Below are 15,730 nucleotides of genomic sequence, written 5' to 3' on the forward strand. Positions count from 1 at the left end.
CAAAATCCGGCCAGCACGCGGCAGCCGGTCGCATGCAAGGCAGGAAAACGGTCAATGTCTTCACCGGGAGCAACGAGCGCGCCGATCGTCGTCGTGACCGGCGGCGGCCAGCATGTCTGGGCCATGATCAACGCAATCGCCGATCGCGTTGGTCCTGTCAGCGTCATCCTCGAAATCCCTGAATCCAAAAAGCAATTGCTGCGTGGCCGGGCTCGGCGCCAGGGCTGGGTTTCCGCCATGGGTCAGCTTGGCACGATGGTGCTGAGCAGGTTGGGCAAGCGGCTTCTGGCCAGCCATGGCGCGCGATTGATCGCGGAGGAGAAACTGGAGGTCGAGCCGCGACCAGGCCAGGAGATCATCCAGGTGGCCTCGGCCAATGGGCCTGAGTGCCTGCAGGCGATCCAGAAGATCCAGCCAGGCGTCGTGCTGCTCAACGGTTGCCGGCTGATTTCGGCCGGGATGCTGAGCAAGATGCCCTGCCCGGTGCTCAACTACCATGCGGGCATCACGCCGAAATATCGCGGCATGAATGGCGGCTATTGGGCTCTGGTGTCCGGTGACCCGCAGAATTTCGGCACGACTGTCCATCTCGTCGATGCTGGCGTCGACACTGGCGGCGTGCTGAAGCAGGCGCGCGGCAGACCGAAAAAAGGCGACACCATCTCAACTCACGCGCTGCGCCAGGCGGCGTTCTCGCGCGACATCTGCGTCGAGGCCGTGCGCGATGCACTGGCCGGAAAACTCACGACGATCGACCCGGGCCTACCTTCGAAACAATGGTATCACCCGACGATCTGGTTCTACCTCTGGACCGGCCTCAGAACCGGAATCTGGTAGGCTCTTTTCAGCCCGGCACCGCATAAGGCAGGACGGCTTTTTCGGCATGCCGAACCTGCCGCCGGTGCACGTCGCAAACGAATAAAGACACCTTTCATTTTACGACATTGAAATGCGTCGCTTTTGAATGCGCGCGCGTCGTCCCATAACAAGCGGCCCCATTGCGCATGCGGCAATGCTCGATAGTTCGAGGAGCGAGAATTCATGGCCGATCTTATCGTCGTCTACTGGCGCGACATCCCTGCCCAGGTCATCGTCAAGAAGGGCCGGCAGAACGCCAAGCGTGAGCTGCCGCTGCGCTTCACCGAGGCCATCGACATGTGCGCCATGCGCACCGGCGCTGGCGGCACCGACGACTATCTGGCCGAATGGCGCAAGGCCGATCCGGTCCCGGTTGGCGACGACCTCGAAGCCGAGGTCGAAAAGGCTTTTCGGGAGCTCGATGCGAAATACGACCGCGAGCGGCTGGTCGCTCTGGTCAAGGCGGGCGGGAAAGAAAATGTCTGAGACGAACCCGGCGGTTACCCAGGCCACCCTGGTCAAGAAGGCAGCGCCGAAATCCGACTACAAGCCAGCCGACGTGTCGCCCCAGCGGCGCGTGCAGCGTTCTTTCGCGGTGAGATTGTGGTCGATCCGGCATTCGCGCCTGCTTGAATGGTTCTATTCCCGTTTCGCCGACATGTTTCTGCTGCTGCACCCCTTGTGGAAGGGCATCGGCTACGGTCGCGTCGAGGCCCCGATCAAATTCGTCGAGAAGCGCGTCAAAGGCTTTATGTTCGACTGCCGCATGTGCGGCCAGTGCATCCTGTCCTCGACCGGCATGTCATGCCCGATGAACTGCCCCAAGCAACTGCGCAACGGTCCTTGCGGCGGCGTGCGCGCCAACGGCAATTGCGAGGTGGAGCCCGATATGCCCTGCGTCTGGGTCAAGGCCTGGGAAGGTTCGCAGAACATGGTCAACTCCGACAAGATCCTGGCCGTGCAGAAGCCGGTCGACCAGTCGTTGCGGGAAACGTCAGCCTGGCTGCGGGTCACCGCGCAGGCGGCGGCAGCTCGTGAAGCCGCTGCCGCGTCAAAGACCGGAGCCGCCGCATGACCGCTCGCCAGCGCGACGAAAACCCGGCCGGCATTCACTTGCCGCTCGATCCCCTGCCCGGGCACTCTTCCCGCGGCCGGCTGGAGCGCGTGCTGCGGCGCGGTGAATTCGCGGTGACGACCGAGCTCAATCCCCCAGACAGCGCCGATCCCGAGGACGTCTACAACAGAGCGAAGATTTTCGATGGCTGGGTCGACGCCATCAACGCCGTCGATGCCTCGGGCGCCAACTGCCACATGTCCTCGGTCGGCATCTGCGCGCTTCTGACCCGCATGGGTTATGCCCCGATCATGCAGATCGCCTGCCGGGACAAGAACCGCATCGCCATCCAGGGCGACGTGCTGGGCGGCGCCGCCATGGGTGTCGCCAACATGCTGTGCCTGACCGGCGACGGCGTGCAGGCAGGCGACCAGCCCGGCGCCAAGCCGGTGTTCGACCTCGATTCCATGTCGCTGCTCGAAACCGTCCGCATCATGCGCGACAACGGCAAGTTCCTGTCCGGCCGCAAGCTGACGACGCCGCCGCAGGTCTTCCTGGGGGCTGCCGTCAATCCATTCGCGCCGCCCTTCGATTTCCGCCCGATCCATCTTGGCAAGAAGATCGCGGCCGGCGCGCAGTTCGTGCAGACGCAGTATTGTTTCGACGTGCCGATGTTCAAGACCTTCATGCAGAAGGCGCGCGACCTCGGCCACACCGAGAAAGTGTTCGTCCTGTGCGGCGTCGGCCCCCTCGCCTCGGCCAAGACCGCCAAGTGGATCCGCTCCAACGTGCCGGGTATCCATATCCCGGACGCCGTCATCAAGCGGCTGGAGGGTGCCCAGGACCAGAAGAAGGAAGGCAAGCAGCTCTGCATCGACATCATCAACGAGGTGAAGGAAATCCCCGGTATTTCGGGCATCCATGTGATGGCCTACCGCCAGGAGGAATACGTCGCCGAGATCGTCGATGAATCGGGTGTGCTCAAGGGCCGCCAGCCCTGGAAGCGCGAAATCCGGCGCGACGACCAGATGGTTGCCGATCGGCTGGACCACATCCTGCATGACGAGATTACCGAAACCCAGGTGGACATGGTGAAGACCGCGCACTGATCCTGCACGGAGCACCAGCATTCACTTGATCGAAAAGAGATAACGATATAAAGAACTCTTTATATCACGACGGAGAGATTTCATGACCCGGACCATCGTTGCCTCGGCGACACGAGAAATCATCATCGGCTTCGACCAGCCCTTCTGCGTGATTGGCGAGCGCATCAACCCGACCGGCCGCAAGAAGCTTGCCGCCGAGATGGTCGCCGGCAATTTCGAGACGGTCATCAAGGATGCGCTGGAGCAGGCCGCCTGCGGCGCCACCATGCTCGACGTCAATGCCGGCGTGACCGCGGTCGACCCCAATGCGACCGAGCCGGCGCTGCTGGTGCAGACACTGGAGATCGTGCAGGGTCTCGTCGACCTGCCGCTTTCGATCGACAGCTCGGTCACCGCGGCGATCGAGGCGGCACTCAAGGTCGCCAAGGGCCGCCCACTGGTCAACTCCGTCACCGGCGAGGAAGAAAAGCTCGAGGCCATCCTGCCGCTGATCAAGAAATACAATGTTCCGGTCGTCGCCATCTCCAATGACGAAACCGGCATTTCGATGGATCCGGATGTGCGCTTCGCCGTCGCCAAGAAGATCGTGCAGCGCTGCGCCGATTTCGGCATTCCGGCGCACGACGTCGTCGTCGATCCGCTGGTCATGCCGATCGGTGCGCTCGGTGATGCCGGCCGCCAGGTGTTCGCGCTGCTGCGCCGCCTGCGCGAAGAACTCAAGGTCAACACCACTTGCGGCCTGTCCAACATCTCCTTCGGCCTCCCGCACCGCCATGGCATCAACGCCGCCTTCATCCCGATGGTGATCGGCGCCGGCATGACCTCGGCGATCATGAACCCGGTTCGGCCGCAGGAAATGGAAGCCGTGCGCGGTGCCAATGTGTTGAACGGCACCGACGAGAACTGCACCAACTGGATCAGGACCTACAAGGACTACAAGCCTGCCGAAGGCGGCCAGGCGGTTGCGGCGCCGACGCAGGTCAATGCTCCCGGCGAAGGCGGCGGCAATGGCGGACGCCGGCGCGGTGGCCGTGAAGCCCGGATGGGTCGGGGATAAGCGCAACGCATTAAGAGCGCAGCTAATGGCACATCGTGATGTTTGAGCTCAAAAGGCATTTTATCACCATTGTGATCCTGCTGCCGCTCGTGGTGATCGCGCGTTATGCGCTGTTCGAAAATGCCCAAGAGTTCAAGTTGTTCGTGGAGGAATTGAAGCGATATGTGGCCCCGCTCGGCATAGCACTGTCGGTTATTGTAATTGGGGCGCTAATCGGCGTCTTGGCGAACAAGATCGACCGGCGTCGACAGGAACGACTATCGAGTATTTTCTTTTGGTTCAGCTCGATCCTGTTGGCTTTAGCCGTAGCCGCCGTCTTTGCCCACATTAAGCTGCAAAGCAATCAATACTCGAATGAAACCAGCAGAAGCGTTATGACCCTTTGAACTTACTGGCCAACATCACCGGTACCGTCGTGCGGTTGATGCCGCCGGACGGGCTCGCTTTGTGGTCAGGCGATGCCCAATATGGCATCGAACAATACCATTTCCACCCACGATCCGAATATGCCGGTCACGCCGCCTATGATGAAATCACCGTCATAGGCGGGCCAGAGCCCGTGCAGCAGCAGCACCGCGACAATCGCACCGAGAATTCCGGTGGCCAGATGTTGCGGATTGCGCAGCCATGGGCCCTTGAGCAGCCGCACCATGGTGAAGGCAGTGAATATGCCGGAAAGCAGGAGATCGGACATGATCGGTCTCTGGACCATCAGACATTCCGCCCAATCCTGAGACGATCCGTTAAACGGTATCGACAATTCTTACCGAGACACGTGCAAGCATGAATTCTCCCGCCAACATCACCGATCCGCTCGTGCTGTTCATGCCGTCGGGCAAGCGCGGGCGGTTTCCCGTCGGCACGCCGGTGCTGGATGCCGCGCGCCAGCTCGGCGTCTATGTCGAGAGCGTGTGCGGCGGCCGCGCCACGTGCGGGCGCTGCCAGATCGAGGTGCAGGAAGGCAATTTCGCCAAGCACAAGATCGTCTCCTCCAACGATCACATTTCGGCCAAGGGACCCAAGGAAGAGCGCTATGAGCGCGTGCGCGGCCTGCCCGAGCGGCGCCGCCTCTCCTGCTCGGCGCAGATCCTCGGCGACCTCGTCATCGACGTGCCGCAGGATACCGTCATCAATGCGCAGACCATCCGCAAGGATGCCGACACCAGGGTGATCGCCCGCGATACGGCGATCCGCATGTGCTATGTCGAGATCGAAGAGCCCGACATGCACAAGCCGCTCGGCGACCTCGACCGGCTGAAGATCGCGCTGATGAAGGATTGGGGCTTTAAAAACCTCGAATTCGATTTCTACCTGCTGCCGCAGGTGCAGGGCATCCTGCGCAAGGGCAACTGGACCGCCACCGCCGCCATCCACAAGGATGCCGACAGCGACATCGCGCGCGTCATCGCGCTGTGGCCGGGCCTCAAGAACGAGGCCTATGGCCTGGCCTGCGACATCGGCTCCACCACCATCGCCATGCATCTGGTGTCCCTGCTGTCGGGCCGTGTCGCGGCTTCGTCCGGCACGTCGAACCCGCAGATCCGCTTCGGCGAGGATCTGATGAGCCGGGTCTCCTATGTGATGATGAACCCGGATGGCCGCGAAGGCATGACGGTGGCCGTGCGCGAGGCGATCTCCAGCCTCGTCGACAAGGTCTGCGCGGAAGGCAATGTCCAGCGCAACGACATCCTGGATTCCGTCTTCGTCGGCAATCCGATCATGCACCATCTGTTCCTCGGCATCGATCCGACCGAACTCGGCGGCGCGCCCTTCGCGCTCGCCGTCTCGGGTGCGGTGCGCATCAAGGCCTCCGATATCGGCCTGAAGCTCAACCAGGGCGCACGCCTCTACATGCTGCCTTGCATCGCTGGCCATGTCGGCGCCGATGCCGCAGCGGTCACGCTGTCGGAAGGCCCGCATCGCCAGGACGAGATGATGCTGATCGTCGACGTCGGCACCAACGCCGAGATCGTGCTCGGCAACCGTACGCGGGTCGTGGCGGCTTCATCTCCCACCGGCCCAGCTTTCGAGGGCGCCGAAATCTCCGGCGGCCAGCGTGCCGCGCCCGGCGCCATCGAGCGCGTGCGCATCGACCCCGAAACGCTGGAGCCAAAATACCGCGTCATCGGCTCCGAACTGTGGTCCGACGAGCCGGGTTTCCTCGACAGCGTGCAGGCAACGGGCGTTACCGGCATCTGCGGTTCCGGCATCATCGAGATCGTGGCGGAGATGTATCTCGCCGGCATCATTTCCGAGGATGGCGTCGTCGACGGATCGCTCAGCTCGCGCTCGCCCCGGGTCGTCGCCAACGGCCGAACCTTCTCCTACGTGCTGAAGGAAGGCGAACCGAAGATCACCATCACCCAGACCGACGTGCGCGCCATCCAGCTCGCCAAGGCCGCCCTTTACGCCGGCACCAAGCTGCTGATGGAAAAGCAGAACACCGAGCACGTCGACCGCATCCATTTCGCCGGCGCTTTCGGCTCCTTCATCGATCCGAAATACGCCATGGTGCTGGGCCTGATCCCTGATTGCGACCTCGACAAGGTCTCGGCCGTCGGCAACGCCGCCGGCGCCGGTGCGCGCATGGCGCTCCTGAACCGCGGCTATCGCCGCGAGATCGAGGAGACGGTGAGCCAGATCGAGAAGATCGAGACTGCCCTGGAGCCGAAATTCCAGGAGCATTTCGTCTACGCCATGGCGCTGCCCAACAAGGTCGATCCGTTCCCGAAACTGTCGGCGGCGGTGAAACTGCCGCCACGCAAGACGGTCAGCGAGGATGGTGTCGCCGGCGACGCCACTCCGCGCCGGCGCTCGCGCGAAGGCCACGCGGCACGACGCGGCCGGGAATAAAGGCGACCTCTACAGGTTGCCTCGAAATCTCAAACTCATTTGCATGCAAATGTTTCCGGATCGAACCGATCCGGAAACCGAAACGCTGTTTTCGCGAAATCTATCCGATACATAGCAGGCGCATTTACCCCGCATCGAACGGCAGCCGAAGATAAGCCTCGGCCACAGCCGTTCTTCAAGGGAGATGAAAATGTCGATGTTCGAAAATCTTGGCCGGTTCGGTGTGACCATCAGGCAGACCCATGCCAGGAACAAGGCGATCCGCGCGCTGAACAGCCTGCCGGCGCATGTCCAGAAGGATATTGGCTGGCCAGCTTCGCCGCCGAGCGATCCGCAGGCCGCGCTCACGTCGCTGCTTCTGGGTACGGCGCGCTGATGACTTTCGCCGACAAATGCAAATTGCTCGGCGTCCGCCGGGGAGCTCGCACATCGCCGGCGGCAACCAGCAACCGGCTGCGCGCGGCACTCTTGCCGCGCCGCTGACGTCAGCGGCGCGGATCACAGCGCCGTGTGGGCACTGCGTAAAACTTGACTTTCTCGGCCAAGGTACGATCTTCGGAAATAGTGGAGGTTTCTCTTAGTCGGCTCTTGCCGAAGTTCGTGTATCCGCATGCCAAGTTTCAAAAGCCACGTCGTGTCCTTCGTGCTCAGGTACAGCCGCAAGAAGGCGTTTTCCAGCCCGGAAAACCTGCAGCGCTGGATCGCGGCCGCGCGCAAGACGGAGGATCACCATCCGCCGGCCTCCCTGCGCCAGCGCTTGGATATCCAGACACGCACCGTCGACGGCTTTCCGGTATACGAAATCGCCCCGAGGGACGGCCAGTATAAGCGCATCCTCTATTTGCATGGCGGCGCCTATGTGTTTGAGATCACGCCCTATCACTGGCGTCTGATCGCCGACATGGCCGACCGGCTGGGCTACGGCATCACCGTGCCGATCTATCCCATCGCCCCGGAACACGATTTCCACGCCATGTTCGGCATGGTCGGCGACGTCTATCGCCAGATGCTCGACGAGACGGAACCGGAGGACATCATCTTCATGGGCGATTCCGCCGGCGGCAACATGGCCGTGGTGCTGACCATGATGGCTGCCGAAGAGGCCCTGCCCTTGCCGTCGCGCCATGTGCTGATTTCACCTGGGCTCGACATGTCGCTGTCCAACCCCGAACTGTTCGAGGCAGAGCGCAATGACCCTTGGCTCGGCATCCCGGGCGGCCTCGAGGCGATCCGAATGTACAGTGCCGGCATGGACCGCAGCGACTGGCATATCAGCCCGGTCTACGGCGATCTCTCGGTGCTGCCGAAAACGCTGATGCTGACAGGCTCGCGTGATCTTCTGACCCCCGACAATCTGATCTTCGCCGAAAAGGCGCGGGCAGCCGGCGTCGAGGTCGATGTCGTCCATGAGGAAGGCATGTTCCACGTCTGGCCGCTGATCGACATGCCGGAATCACGACGCGCTCGCCAGCACATCGTTGCGTTCCTCAGCGAGAACCGCTCACCGGTACGGCAAGACAGGAAAACAAGATTTGAAGCGCCCTCCGCCGAGGCGGCGGAGTAGCGCTTCTGCTTTCGGTCCGATCCCGGCGGCTCAGAACTTGCCGGTTTCCCGGAACACTTCGAACGTCGCGCGGATGTGGTCGGCCACCGCCTTGACCGGCGCGCTGGCGTCCGGGGCCACCACCATGGCAAGATTGTAGGTACCGATATCGGGCATGCCGTCCTTCGGGCAGAGCTCGACCATGTCGTTGCCGAGGAATGACCGCGGCAGCGGCGCGACCGCGAGGTCGGCCATGATCGCGGCACGCTGGCCGGCCGTATGCGCGCTCATGTAGGCGACGCGGTAATTGCGGCCCTCGCGCCCCAGCGCATCGAGCGCGCCGGCTCGCCAGGCGCAACCCTCCTCCCACAGCGACACCGGCAACGGTTCGCGCAGATGCGCGCAGCCGCCCTTGGCGCCGGCCCACACGATCGGTTCGGTCAAAAGCACCTCGGCGCCGAGCGCGCTGGTCTTGTAGGAGTTGGTCAGCAGCGTGATGTCGAGCGCGCGGTCGTCCATGCGCCGGCGCAGATTGCTGCTCTGGTCTATGGTGACATCGACGGCGATCGAGGGGTGCGACTGCGCGAAGCGCTTCAGCACATGCGGCAGCACGCGCTCGCCATAATCATCCGGCGACCCCAGCCGCACCACACCGACAATCTCGGGAATGATGAATTTCGACACCACCTCGCGGTTGATCGACAGCAGCCGGCGGGCATAGCCAAGCAGCATCTCGCCATCCGTGGTCAGCGACACCGAGCGGGCGTCTCGCGCGAACACCGAGCGGCCAAGAATGTCCTCCAGCTTCTTGATCTGCATCGACACCGCCGACGGCGTACGAAAGACGGCATTGGCGGCGGTGGTGAAGCTGCCGGTCTCGGCAATGGCCACGAAAGTACGCAGAACATCGAGATCGAGCAGTGGCAGCGGATGATTAAGCGGGGCGTTCATGGCGATCAGCCTTCAATTTTTCTGATACAAAGCATCATTCCATTTCGTTTGATTGAACATCAGATCGGGAGCATAGTCAACTCCATCGATTGAGGATGCTGCCACAAGCAGCCATGAAACGACCACGACACAGACCTGCAATCGACACGAAATGAAGCTGAAACAAACCTGACTTAACAGTCGCTGCCCTGGCATCCCCGCCAGGCGCGCAAGGAGAAATGAAATGTCTATCCTGTCGTCCCTCGGCCGCATCGCGACCGAATTCAGCGCGGCCCGCGCCCGCTACCAGACCGAGCGTGCCATCCGTTCCCTGCCGATCGAACTGCAGAAGGATATCGGCTGGCCCGAGGCATCCGACACCAAGACCGGTATTCGCAACGGCATCGGATCCTGGGCTGGAGCAAAGTAAATCGTGTGTATCAAACGCTGAGGCCTGCCGCGCAGTCCGCCCGGCAGGCCTTCTCTATCTTATTTGCATTCAAATGAGTTTCGAAGCCATGCGAGCGCTGCATGACGCATATGAGCAAGCCGCATAGCGGCGCGGATTTCAAACTAACGCTCTGTAAATAATTGCAAATTTCAGGCACTCTGCCCAAATTTGTCGCATTCGGTGTCGCATTTCATATCAAGCGCTTCGTTTTTGCGATTTAGTTTCTGCTCACACAAGCCTATATCAGCGCCAGCAAACGAGCTGCCCCACTCCATCAAGCGAAGGCGACCCGTCTGAGCAACCGATTGGAGATGATCATGAAGCTTTTTTCCCGCCTCTTTGCCCGCCGCGAAATGAACCTGACCACCGCTCTCGAGCGTCAGCGCCTTGCCAACACCATGCCCGGCCAGACCGGCGCGATGGCTGCGGCGCGCCTCGGCTTCGTCGCCTGACCATTTCCAGGCAGCGCTTCCCTGCCGCTGCTTCAAGACTGTAACGCCGCCTGGCTCCGGCCACGGCGGCGTTTTTGTTCGCCTTTGCGCATTTTGCCCGTCGTTTGGACAGTTGATGCCGCGCCCCGGGCATCGCCGCACAGCAATTGCCCATTTGCGACCCATGTCGCAAATTTAATCTTACCCAGGCGGCGTAGCCAATTGACAAGCATGGTTTTTCCTGATGTCGCTATGCTATTCGCGACATCCTGTTCGCGTCATGGCCAGATGAGGTTCCCGTGAACGCCGTCAAGCATCCGATCAAGCGATCGTTTGTGTTCTTCCTTATCCCCGATTTCACCATGATCGCTTTTGCGACCGCGCTCGACCCGCTGCGCTCCGCCAACCGCATGCTCGGCTACGAAGCCTATCGCTGGCGCCTCGCCAGCATCGATGGCAAGCCGGTGCGCGCCTCGAACGGCGTCGAATGCGCGGTCAACACCTCGCTGGAGGACGAGCGCAAGAAGATGGCCGGCCCTGATCGGCCCAACATGGCCATCGTCTGCAGCGGCATCAATGTCGAGCGTTACCAGAACAAGTCGGCCTTTGCCTGGCTGCGCGAAGAGTACAATCGCGGCGTCGCCGTCGGCGGTCTGTGCACCGGCGCGCATATCCTCGCCGCCGCCGGCCTGCTGTCCAACAAGCGCTGCGCCATCCATTGGGAAAACCTGCCGGGCTTCTCCGAGGCGTTTCCGAAGGCCAATGTCTTTGCCGACCTCTTCGAGATCGATCAGAACATCTACACTTGCGCCGGCGGCACAGCCGCGCTCGACATGATGCTGAAGCTGATCGGCGACGATTTCGACGAGAGCCTCGTCAATCGCGTCTGCGAGCAGGTGCTGACCGACCGCGTGCGCAGCCCGACCGACCGCCAGCGCCTGCCGCTGCGGGCTCGCCTTGGCGTGCAGAACTCGAAAGTGCTGACCATCATCGAATTGATGGAGGCGAACCTCTCCGAGCCATTGTCACTGATCGAGATCGCCGACCATGTCGACCTGTCGCGCCGCCAGATCGAACGCCTGTTCCGCACCGAGATGGGCCGCTCCCCTGCCCGCTACTACCTGGAAATCCGGCTCGACCGCGCCAGGCACCTGTTGATCCAGTCCTCGTTGCCGGTGGTCGAGGTCGCGGTCGCCTGCGGCTTCGTCTCGGCCTCGCATTTCTCCAAGTGCTACCGTGAACTCTATGCCCGTTCGCCGCAGCAGGAGCGCGTCGATCGCAAGCAATTGCTGGCGGCCTGACCGGATCAAGTCTCCGCGGGCTGGCCCTGCGCCGTGCGCATCGCCTCGACGCGGATATCCTCGGTCAGCCGCGCCTTCAGCGCCGAGAACTCCGGACTGGTCTTGAGCGTGTAATGGCGCGGATGCGGCAGGTCGATGGCGACATCCGACTTGATGCGGCCTGGCCGCGCCGTCATCACGATGACGCGCGAGGCCATGAAGATCGCCTCCTCGATATCATGGGTGACGAACAGCACCGTCTTCTTGCGCCGCTCCCATATGCCGAGCAAAAGCTCCTGCATCAGCCCGCGCGTCTGGTTGTCCAGCGCCCCGAACGGCTCGTCCAGCAGCAGGATCTCGGGATCGTTGGCGAGCGCGCGGGCGATCGCCGTGCGCTGTTGCATACCGCCAGAGAGCTGCTTCGGCCAATGGTTCTCGAACCCCTTCAGGCCGACGAGGTCGACATAGGACGCAACGATTCCGTCTCGCTCCTTTTCAGCCATGCCGCGTTCGCGCAGGCCAAAGGCGATGTTTTCGGCGACCGTCAGCCACGGAAACAATGTGTAGGACTGGAAGACCATGCCGCGATCCGGTCCCGGCCGGGTCACCGCCTTGCCGTCGAGCAGCACACGGCCCTCGCTCGGCGCCTCGAGACCGGCGACGATCCTGAGCAGTGTTGACTTTCCGCAGCCGGACGGACCAAGGATGGTGATGAAGTCATTGGCGCCGACCACCAGGTCGATCGGCATCAGAGCCTTGACCGGCTGTCCGCCGCGCACACCGGCAAAGGTGCGCGAAACGCCCTCGATGAGAAGCTTGCTCACGCCAGGCTCCATGGAAAGAGCCAGCGGTTGAACGCCTTGAAGGCGAAATCGGACAACAGCCCGATCAGCCCGATGACGATGATGCCGAAAATGATCTGCCCGGTCGCCAGGCGCGACTGGCTGTTGATGATCATGTAGCCGATACCGGAGGACGAGCCGATCAGTTCGGCGACGATGACATAGGTCCACGCCCAGCCGAGCACCAGCCGCAGCGTCTCGGCGATTTCAGGCGCATTGGCCGGCATGATCACCCGCTTGACGATGCTGTTGTTCGTCGAGCCAAGCGTATAGGCGGCCTCGACAAGGTCGCGCCGCGTCGACCCCACCTTGACGGCGATGATCAGGATGATCTGGAACACCGAGCCGACGAAGATGACCAGCAGCTTTTCCAGCTCACCAATGCCCGCCCACAGGATGAGCAGCGGAATGAAGGCCGAGGCCGGCAGATAGCGGGCGAAGGAGACAAAGGGCTCCAGGAAGGCTTCCACGGGCTTCCATGCCCCCATGGCGATGCCGAGCGGCACGGCGACTACCGACGCCAGCACGAAACCGCCAAAGACCCGCCAGATGGTGATCAGGATGTCGAGCCAGAAACGGTCCTCGACAAGCAGCCGCCAGCCGTCCCTGAGCATCGACAGAGGGTCGGCGAGGAAGATGCGGTTGACGTGACCGCCAAGTGTGATCCAGGCCCAGAACGCGATGAACAGCACGAAGAAAGAAATGCCGAGCACGGTTCGCAGGCCCGGCGAAACTGGATGCAAGGGGCGCATCGTCAAATCGACCCCATCTTCAAATCGTCCCCATGCTCAAGTCGTGCTTTGTCCAGGAGAAAACGGCGGCGCCGAGCGCCGCCGCATTATGGTCGGAAGCCGGACCGTCAGTTCGACACGGCGCTGGTGTCGGCCAGCGTGGAAACGTCGGGCGCTTCCTTGATCAGCCCCATCTGCAGCAGCAGTTCGCCGGCGGTCTTGGAAAAGTCCTGGAATTCCTTGGTGAAGAACTGCTTGTTCTCCGCCCGGTCGGCCCATTTCAGGTACTTCGCCGAATCCTCGAACTCCTTGGCCGACTGCTTCACGTCGGCGCCCATGATCTCGTAGGATTTCTGCGGGTCCTTCTTGATCAGGTCGAGCGCGTCGAAATAGCTGTCGGCGAGCGCCTTTGCCGCGTCGGGATTGGCCTTGAGGAATTCGGGCGTGCAGCCGACCGTGTCGAGCACCATCGGATAGTCGAGCGTGGTCGCCAGTATGTGCCCCTGGTCGGACTTGTCGCGCACGGCCGAGATGAACGGCTCATAGGTGACCGCTGCATCGTTTTGCCCGGCAAGGAAGGCCTGCGCCGCCGCGTCCGGCTCAAGGTTGACGACGGTCACATCCTTGGTCGACATGCCCTTCTTGTTCAGCACCCAGGCGAGCAGGAAATAGGGCGATGTGCCCGGCGCCGAGGAGGCGACGTTCTTGCCCTTGAGATCGGCGACGGTCTTGATGTCGTTGCGGGCGACAATACCGTCGGCGCCATAGGACTTGTCGAGCTGGAAGATCTGCTTGGTGGTCACCCCGCTGGCGTTCCACACCAGCCAGGTTTCGACCGTGGTGGCGGCGCATTGCAAGTCGCCGCTGGCGATGGCAAGCGGACGGCTCGCCTGCGGCACCTTCTTCAAGGTCACGTCGAGGCCGTGTTTCTCGAAGAGGCCTGCTTGCTTGGCAAGCGTCAGCGGCGCGAAGCCGGTCCATCCGCTGATGCCGATGGTGACCGATGTGGCGGCCATCACCGGCGCCGACAGACCGGCGGCAAGCGTCAATGTTGCGGCAAAAACGGCGATCCTGTTCATGCGAGTTCCCCTTTTGTTTTATCTGGGGAAATTGTTCACAGACGCCAATGGGCTTGTCAATCAACAGGAACGTGTTTGGCGGCGGGAAGCCCGCTCACCTCGTGGCCGGCGCTCGGCAGGGCCAACGCCCTGCCCCGTCAATACCCGTCGCAGACGCACTCGGCCGATGAGATGCGGTCGTTCCAGTCCCCGAGAGCACGGGCCCTGCGCCTGATTTCGATTGAACGGCCGCCCATTCGCGTATCCTCATAGGCAACGAGGCTGCAGCCGCGGCGAACGAAAACCGACGATACGCGGTCATTCCAGAACTGGCCGCCGCGAAAATTCACCGAATCGTCGGGGCTCATTTCGATCGACCGCCCGCGAAAATTCACATGCTCGAACATGACGCAGGCGGGCTGGTCATTGTACTGGGCGCTGGCGCCGTCGGCAAAAAGCACGGACGCGACAGCTGTCAGGATGGCAAGGCGTTTCATCTGCTGTTTCCTCGGTTTCAACCGCGGCCCCCATCAACTGGATAGCGCGGTCTGGCCAGTTTGCCAATGCTTGCCGCGCCGTTGCCCAGGCCTAGCGACTGTCCAGCATCCAGCTGCGGTTACGCCACATTTTCTCTCCGATCTGGCAGTCGGCGGCCGGCTTGTCCTGCGCCAGCACCACCGGCGGATGATCGGCCTCCTCCACAGCCCACTGCCGTGACGCCGGACCGGCGAGTTCCAGCACCAGCTTGCGGCGTATGGCTTCGGGAAATTGCGTCCAGTCGTTGACCGGGATCATGAAGGCACCGGGGCCGCCTATGACGCAGTCGCTGTAGTAACGGTCGAGATCATTGACGTCATAGGCGCCTGAAAATCCGCCTCGGGTCATCAGCGGCAGGCCGTTGATGACGATACCCTGCCTGACCACCCCGTCGCGAGTGAGATTGACCGGCGCGCCCTGATTGTTGGGACCGTCGCCCGAAATATCGATGACCCGCTTGGTTCCCTGGTAGCCGCTTTCGGCGAAGAGATCACTGCCGAACTCCAGCGCGCCGGATATCGAGGTGCGGCGCGCGCTGTTGGGCGGCTGGGCGGACAATTGCGCCACCACTCGCTCGGCATCGGCGCGGTTGGCGATGACCGTCCACGGCACGATGACGCGTTGCCATGTGGTACCGGCCCATTCGACATAGGTGACGGCGATCTTGCCATAGGCGCCATCGGCGATCGCCTGCAGTACATTGTCATGCGTCAGGGCCGCCGCGTAGCCGTGTCGCTGGATCTCGAGTTCATCCGCCGACATCGACAGCGAGACATCGACCGCCAGCACCAGCTCGACATCGACCGGCTCGTCCGCGAGCGACACGTCGGCGGTGAGCGGCAGGATAACCGCGGATACTGCCAGCAGTGCTGTCAATGCCCGAACCATGTCCGGATAATGCGCTCAGCCGACTGGCGCGTGAAGTGGCACCACTCACATTTTCTCGCATTGGCGCGCTTGCGCAGTGTTTCGCCCGACCGCTGTCGTTGTTGGCAA

Annotated in this window: 19 protein-coding genes; 12 read left to right on the forward strand and 7 right to left on the reverse strand. The window is 62.3% G+C overall.

The features are described from left to right. Positions 1 to 54 precede the first annotated feature (54 nt). The 6 genes from AC1VON_RS24280 to AC1VON_RS24305 all read left to right on the forward strand — a co-directional run bounded on the left by AC1VON_RS24280 (position 55) and on the right by AC1VON_RS24305 (position 4,464). Positions 55 to 837: a formyl transferase gene (locus AC1VON_RS24280; RefSeq protein ID WP_483125122.1), complete on the forward strand. Its 783-nt coding sequence runs from the start codon at positions 55 to 57 to the stop codon at positions 835 to 837. Between the two features lie 204 nt (positions 838 to 1,041). Beyond that, on the forward strand, positions 1,042 to 1,344 hold the full coding sequence (locus tag AC1VON_RS24285) for a virulence factor (RefSeq protein WP_483125123.1): 303 nt from the start codon (positions 1,042 to 1,044) through the stop codon (positions 1,342 to 1,344). After that, positions 1,337 to 1,933, forward strand: a complete 597-nt coding sequence (locus AC1VON_RS24290; RefSeq protein WP_483125124.1) for a methylenetetrahydrofolate reductase C-terminal domain-containing protein — start codon at positions 1,337 to 1,339, stop codon at positions 1,931 to 1,933. The genes AC1VON_RS24285 and AC1VON_RS24290 overlap by 8 nt, the downstream gene beginning before the upstream one ends. Then, positions 1,930 to 3,021 (forward strand): methylenetetrahydrofolate reductase, encoded by a 1,092-nt coding sequence (locus AC1VON_RS24295; protein WP_140772967.1) that lies wholly within the window; start codon positions 1,930 to 1,932, stop codon positions 3,019 to 3,021. The genes AC1VON_RS24290 and AC1VON_RS24295 overlap by 4 nt, the downstream gene beginning before the upstream one ends. 82 nt (positions 3,022 to 3,103) lie before the next feature. Then, positions 3,104 to 4,078 (forward strand): methyltetrahydrofolate cobalamin methyltransferase, encoded by a 975-nt coding sequence (locus tag AC1VON_RS24300; RefSeq protein WP_483125125.1) that lies wholly within the window; start codon positions 3,104 to 3,106, stop codon positions 4,076 to 4,078. Positions 4,079 to 4,116: 38 nt separating this feature from the next. After that, the gene (locus AC1VON_RS24305; protein ID WP_483125126.1) at positions 4,117 to 4,464 is read left to right on the forward strand and encodes a hypothetical protein; all 348 of its coding nucleotides are present in this window, start codon (positions 4,117 to 4,119) and stop codon (positions 4,462 to 4,464) included. 65 nt (positions 4,465 to 4,529) lie between these two features. Here the strand turns inward: AC1VON_RS24305 and AC1VON_RS24310 are convergent, their stop codons facing one another. After that, on the reverse strand, positions 4,530 to 4,790 hold the full coding sequence (locus AC1VON_RS24310; RefSeq protein WP_483125127.1) for a hypothetical protein: 261 nt from the start codon (positions 4,788 to 4,790) through the stop codon (positions 4,530 to 4,532). 71 nt (positions 4,791 to 4,861) lie between these two features. Here AC1VON_RS24310 and AC1VON_RS24315 point away from each other — a divergent pair, with 71 nt between their 5' ends. From AC1VON_RS24315 to AC1VON_RS24325, 3 genes are all read left to right on the forward strand, one after another. Next, complete coding sequence (locus tag AC1VON_RS24315; RefSeq protein WP_483125128.1) at positions 4,862 to 6,931, forward strand: ASKHA domain-containing protein; 2,070 nt, start codon at positions 4,862 to 4,864, stop codon at positions 6,929 to 6,931. A 190-nt stretch (positions 6,932 to 7,121) separates the two neighbouring features. Next, positions 7,122 to 7,307, forward strand: a complete 186-nt coding sequence (locus AC1VON_RS24320) for a hypothetical protein (protein WP_172350071.1) — start codon at positions 7,122 to 7,124, stop codon at positions 7,305 to 7,307. A gap of 234 nt (positions 7,308 to 7,541) precedes the next feature. Then, positions 7,542 to 8,495, forward strand: coding sequence for an alpha/beta hydrolase (locus AC1VON_RS24325; protein ID WP_172350070.1), 954 nt, complete (start codon positions 7,542 to 7,544; stop codon positions 8,493 to 8,495). 30 nt (positions 8,496 to 8,525) lie between these two features. Here AC1VON_RS24325 and AC1VON_RS24330 read toward each other — a convergent pair whose 3' ends face one another. Next, entirely contained in the window at positions 8,526 to 9,425 is a 900-nt protein-coding gene (locus AC1VON_RS24330) for a LysR substrate-binding domain-containing protein (protein WP_027043894.1), read from the reverse strand. A gap of 223 nt (positions 9,426 to 9,648) precedes the next feature. On the opposite strand from AC1VON_RS24330, the gene AC1VON_RS24335 reads away from it, so the two are divergent. From AC1VON_RS24335 to AC1VON_RS24345, 3 genes are all read left to right on the forward strand, one after another. Continuing rightward, entirely contained in the window at positions 9,649 to 9,834 is a 186-nt protein-coding gene (locus AC1VON_RS24335) for a hypothetical protein (RefSeq protein ID WP_027061621.1), read from the forward strand. Positions 9,835 to 10,172: 338 nt separating this feature from the next. Continuing rightward, on the forward strand, positions 10,173 to 10,307 hold the full coding sequence (locus AC1VON_RS24340) for a hypothetical protein (RefSeq protein WP_081295128.1): 135 nt from the start codon (positions 10,173 to 10,175) through the stop codon (positions 10,305 to 10,307). A 341-nt stretch (positions 10,308 to 10,648) separates the two neighbouring features. Beyond that, positions 10,649 to 11,587, forward strand: a complete 939-nt coding sequence (locus tag AC1VON_RS24345) for a GlxA family transcriptional regulator (RefSeq protein ID WP_413814136.1) — start codon at positions 10,649 to 10,651, stop codon at positions 11,585 to 11,587. A gap of 5 nt (positions 11,588 to 11,592) precedes the next feature. Here AC1VON_RS24345 and AC1VON_RS24350 read toward each other — a convergent pair whose 3' ends face one another. The 5 genes from AC1VON_RS24350 to AC1VON_RS24370 all read right to left on the reverse strand — a co-directional run bounded on the left by AC1VON_RS24350 (position 11,593) and on the right by AC1VON_RS24370 (position 15,622). Next, a complete protein-coding gene (locus AC1VON_RS24350; RefSeq protein ID WP_483125129.1) occupies positions 11,593 to 12,390 on the reverse strand; it encodes an ABC transporter ATP-binding protein in 798 nt (265 codons plus the stop codon). Beyond that, complete coding sequence (locus tag AC1VON_RS24355; protein WP_172350067.1) at positions 12,387 to 13,160, reverse strand: ABC transporter permease; 774 nt, start codon at positions 13,158 to 13,160, stop codon at positions 12,387 to 12,389. Before AC1VON_RS24355 ends, AC1VON_RS24350 begins: the two co-directional genes overlap by 4 nt. Positions 13,161 to 13,267: 107 nt before the next feature. Continuing rightward, positions 13,268 to 14,218, reverse strand: coding sequence for an ABC transporter substrate-binding protein (locus AC1VON_RS24360; RefSeq protein WP_483125130.1), 951 nt, complete (start codon positions 14,216 to 14,218; stop codon positions 13,268 to 13,270). Positions 14,219 to 14,355: 137 nt separating this feature from the next. Continuing rightward, the gene (locus AC1VON_RS24365) at positions 14,356 to 14,694 is read right to left on the reverse strand and encodes a peptidase inhibitor family I36 protein (RefSeq protein WP_483125131.1); all 339 of its coding nucleotides are present in this window, start codon (positions 14,692 to 14,694) and stop codon (positions 14,356 to 14,358) included. 91 nt (positions 14,695 to 14,785) lie between these two features. Then, complete coding sequence (locus AC1VON_RS24370; RefSeq protein WP_172350064.1) at positions 14,786 to 15,622, reverse strand: DUF1194 domain-containing protein; 837 nt, start codon at positions 15,620 to 15,622, stop codon at positions 14,786 to 14,788. Positions 15,623 to 15,730: the final 108 nt, after the last annotated feature.

It is taken from the genome of Mesorhizobium sp. HAY1-8B, assembly GCF_056868045.1.

What these genes read in the sequence shown, in the direction of transcription:
- AC1VON_RS24310 (WP_483125127.1), bottom strand. Translation starts at nt 4,790, where the DNA reads ATGGTCCAGAGACCGATCATGTCCGATCTCCTGCTTTCCGGCATATTC.
- AC1VON_RS24305 (WP_483125126.1), top strand. Translation starts at nt 4,117, where the DNA reads ATGTTTGAGCTCAAAAGGCATTTTATCACCATTGTGATCCTGCTGCCG.
- AC1VON_RS24295 (WP_140772967.1), top strand. Translation starts at nt 1,930, where the DNA reads ATGACCGCTCGCCAGCGCGACGAAAACCCGGCCGGCATTCACTTGCCG.
- AC1VON_RS24355 (WP_172350067.1), bottom strand. Translation starts at nt 13,160, where the DNA reads ATGCGCCCCTTGCATCCAGTTTCGCCGGGCCTGCGAACCGTGCTCGGC.
- AC1VON_RS24285 (WP_483125123.1), top strand. Translation starts at nt 1,042, where the DNA reads ATGGCCGATCTTATCGTCGTCTACTGGCGCGACATCCCTGCCCAGGTC.
- AC1VON_RS24330 (WP_027043894.1), bottom strand. Translation starts at nt 9,425, where the DNA reads ATGAACGCCCCGCTTAATCATCCGCTGCCACTGCTCGATCTCGATGTT.
- AC1VON_RS24300 (WP_483125125.1), top strand. Translation starts at nt 3,104, where the DNA reads ATGACCCGGACCATCGTTGCCTCGGCGACACGAGAAATCATCATCGGC.
- AC1VON_RS24290 (WP_483125124.1), top strand. Translation starts at nt 1,337, where the DNA reads ATGTCTGAGACGAACCCGGCGGTTACCCAGGCCACCCTGGTCAAGAAG.
- AC1VON_RS24370 (WP_172350064.1), bottom strand. Translation starts at nt 15,622, where the DNA reads ATGGTTCGGGCATTGACAGCACTGCTGGCAGTATCCGCGGTTATCCTG.
- AC1VON_RS24345 (WP_413814136.1), top strand. Translation starts at nt 10,649, where the DNA reads ATGATCGCTTTTGCGACCGCGCTCGACCCGCTGCGCTCCGCCAACCGC.
- AC1VON_RS24365 (WP_483125131.1), bottom strand. Translation starts at nt 14,694, where the DNA reads ATGAAACGCCTTGCCATCCTGACAGCTGTCGCGTCCGTGCTTTTTGCC.
- AC1VON_RS24320 (WP_172350071.1), top strand. Translation starts at nt 7,122, where the DNA reads ATGTCGATGTTCGAAAATCTTGGCCGGTTCGGTGTGACCATCAGGCAG.
- AC1VON_RS24335 (WP_027061621.1), top strand. Translation starts at nt 9,649, where the DNA reads ATGTCTATCCTGTCGTCCCTCGGCCGCATCGCGACCGAATTCAGCGCG.
- AC1VON_RS24340 (WP_081295128.1), top strand. Translation starts at nt 10,173, where the DNA reads ATGAAGCTTTTTTCCCGCCTCTTTGCCCGCCGCGAAATGAACCTGACC.
- AC1VON_RS24360 (WP_483125130.1), bottom strand. Translation starts at nt 14,218, where the DNA reads ATGAACAGGATCGCCGTTTTTGCCGCAACATTGACGCTTGCCGCCGGT.
- AC1VON_RS24315 (WP_483125128.1), top strand. Translation starts at nt 4,862, where the DNA reads ATGAATTCTCCCGCCAACATCACCGATCCGCTCGTGCTGTTCATGCCG.
- AC1VON_RS24325 (WP_172350070.1), top strand. Translation starts at nt 7,542, where the DNA reads ATGCCAAGTTTCAAAAGCCACGTCGTGTCCTTCGTGCTCAGGTACAGC.
- AC1VON_RS24280 (WP_483125122.1), top strand. Translation starts at nt 55, where the DNA reads ATGTCTTCACCGGGAGCAACGAGCGCGCCGATCGTCGTCGTGACCGGC.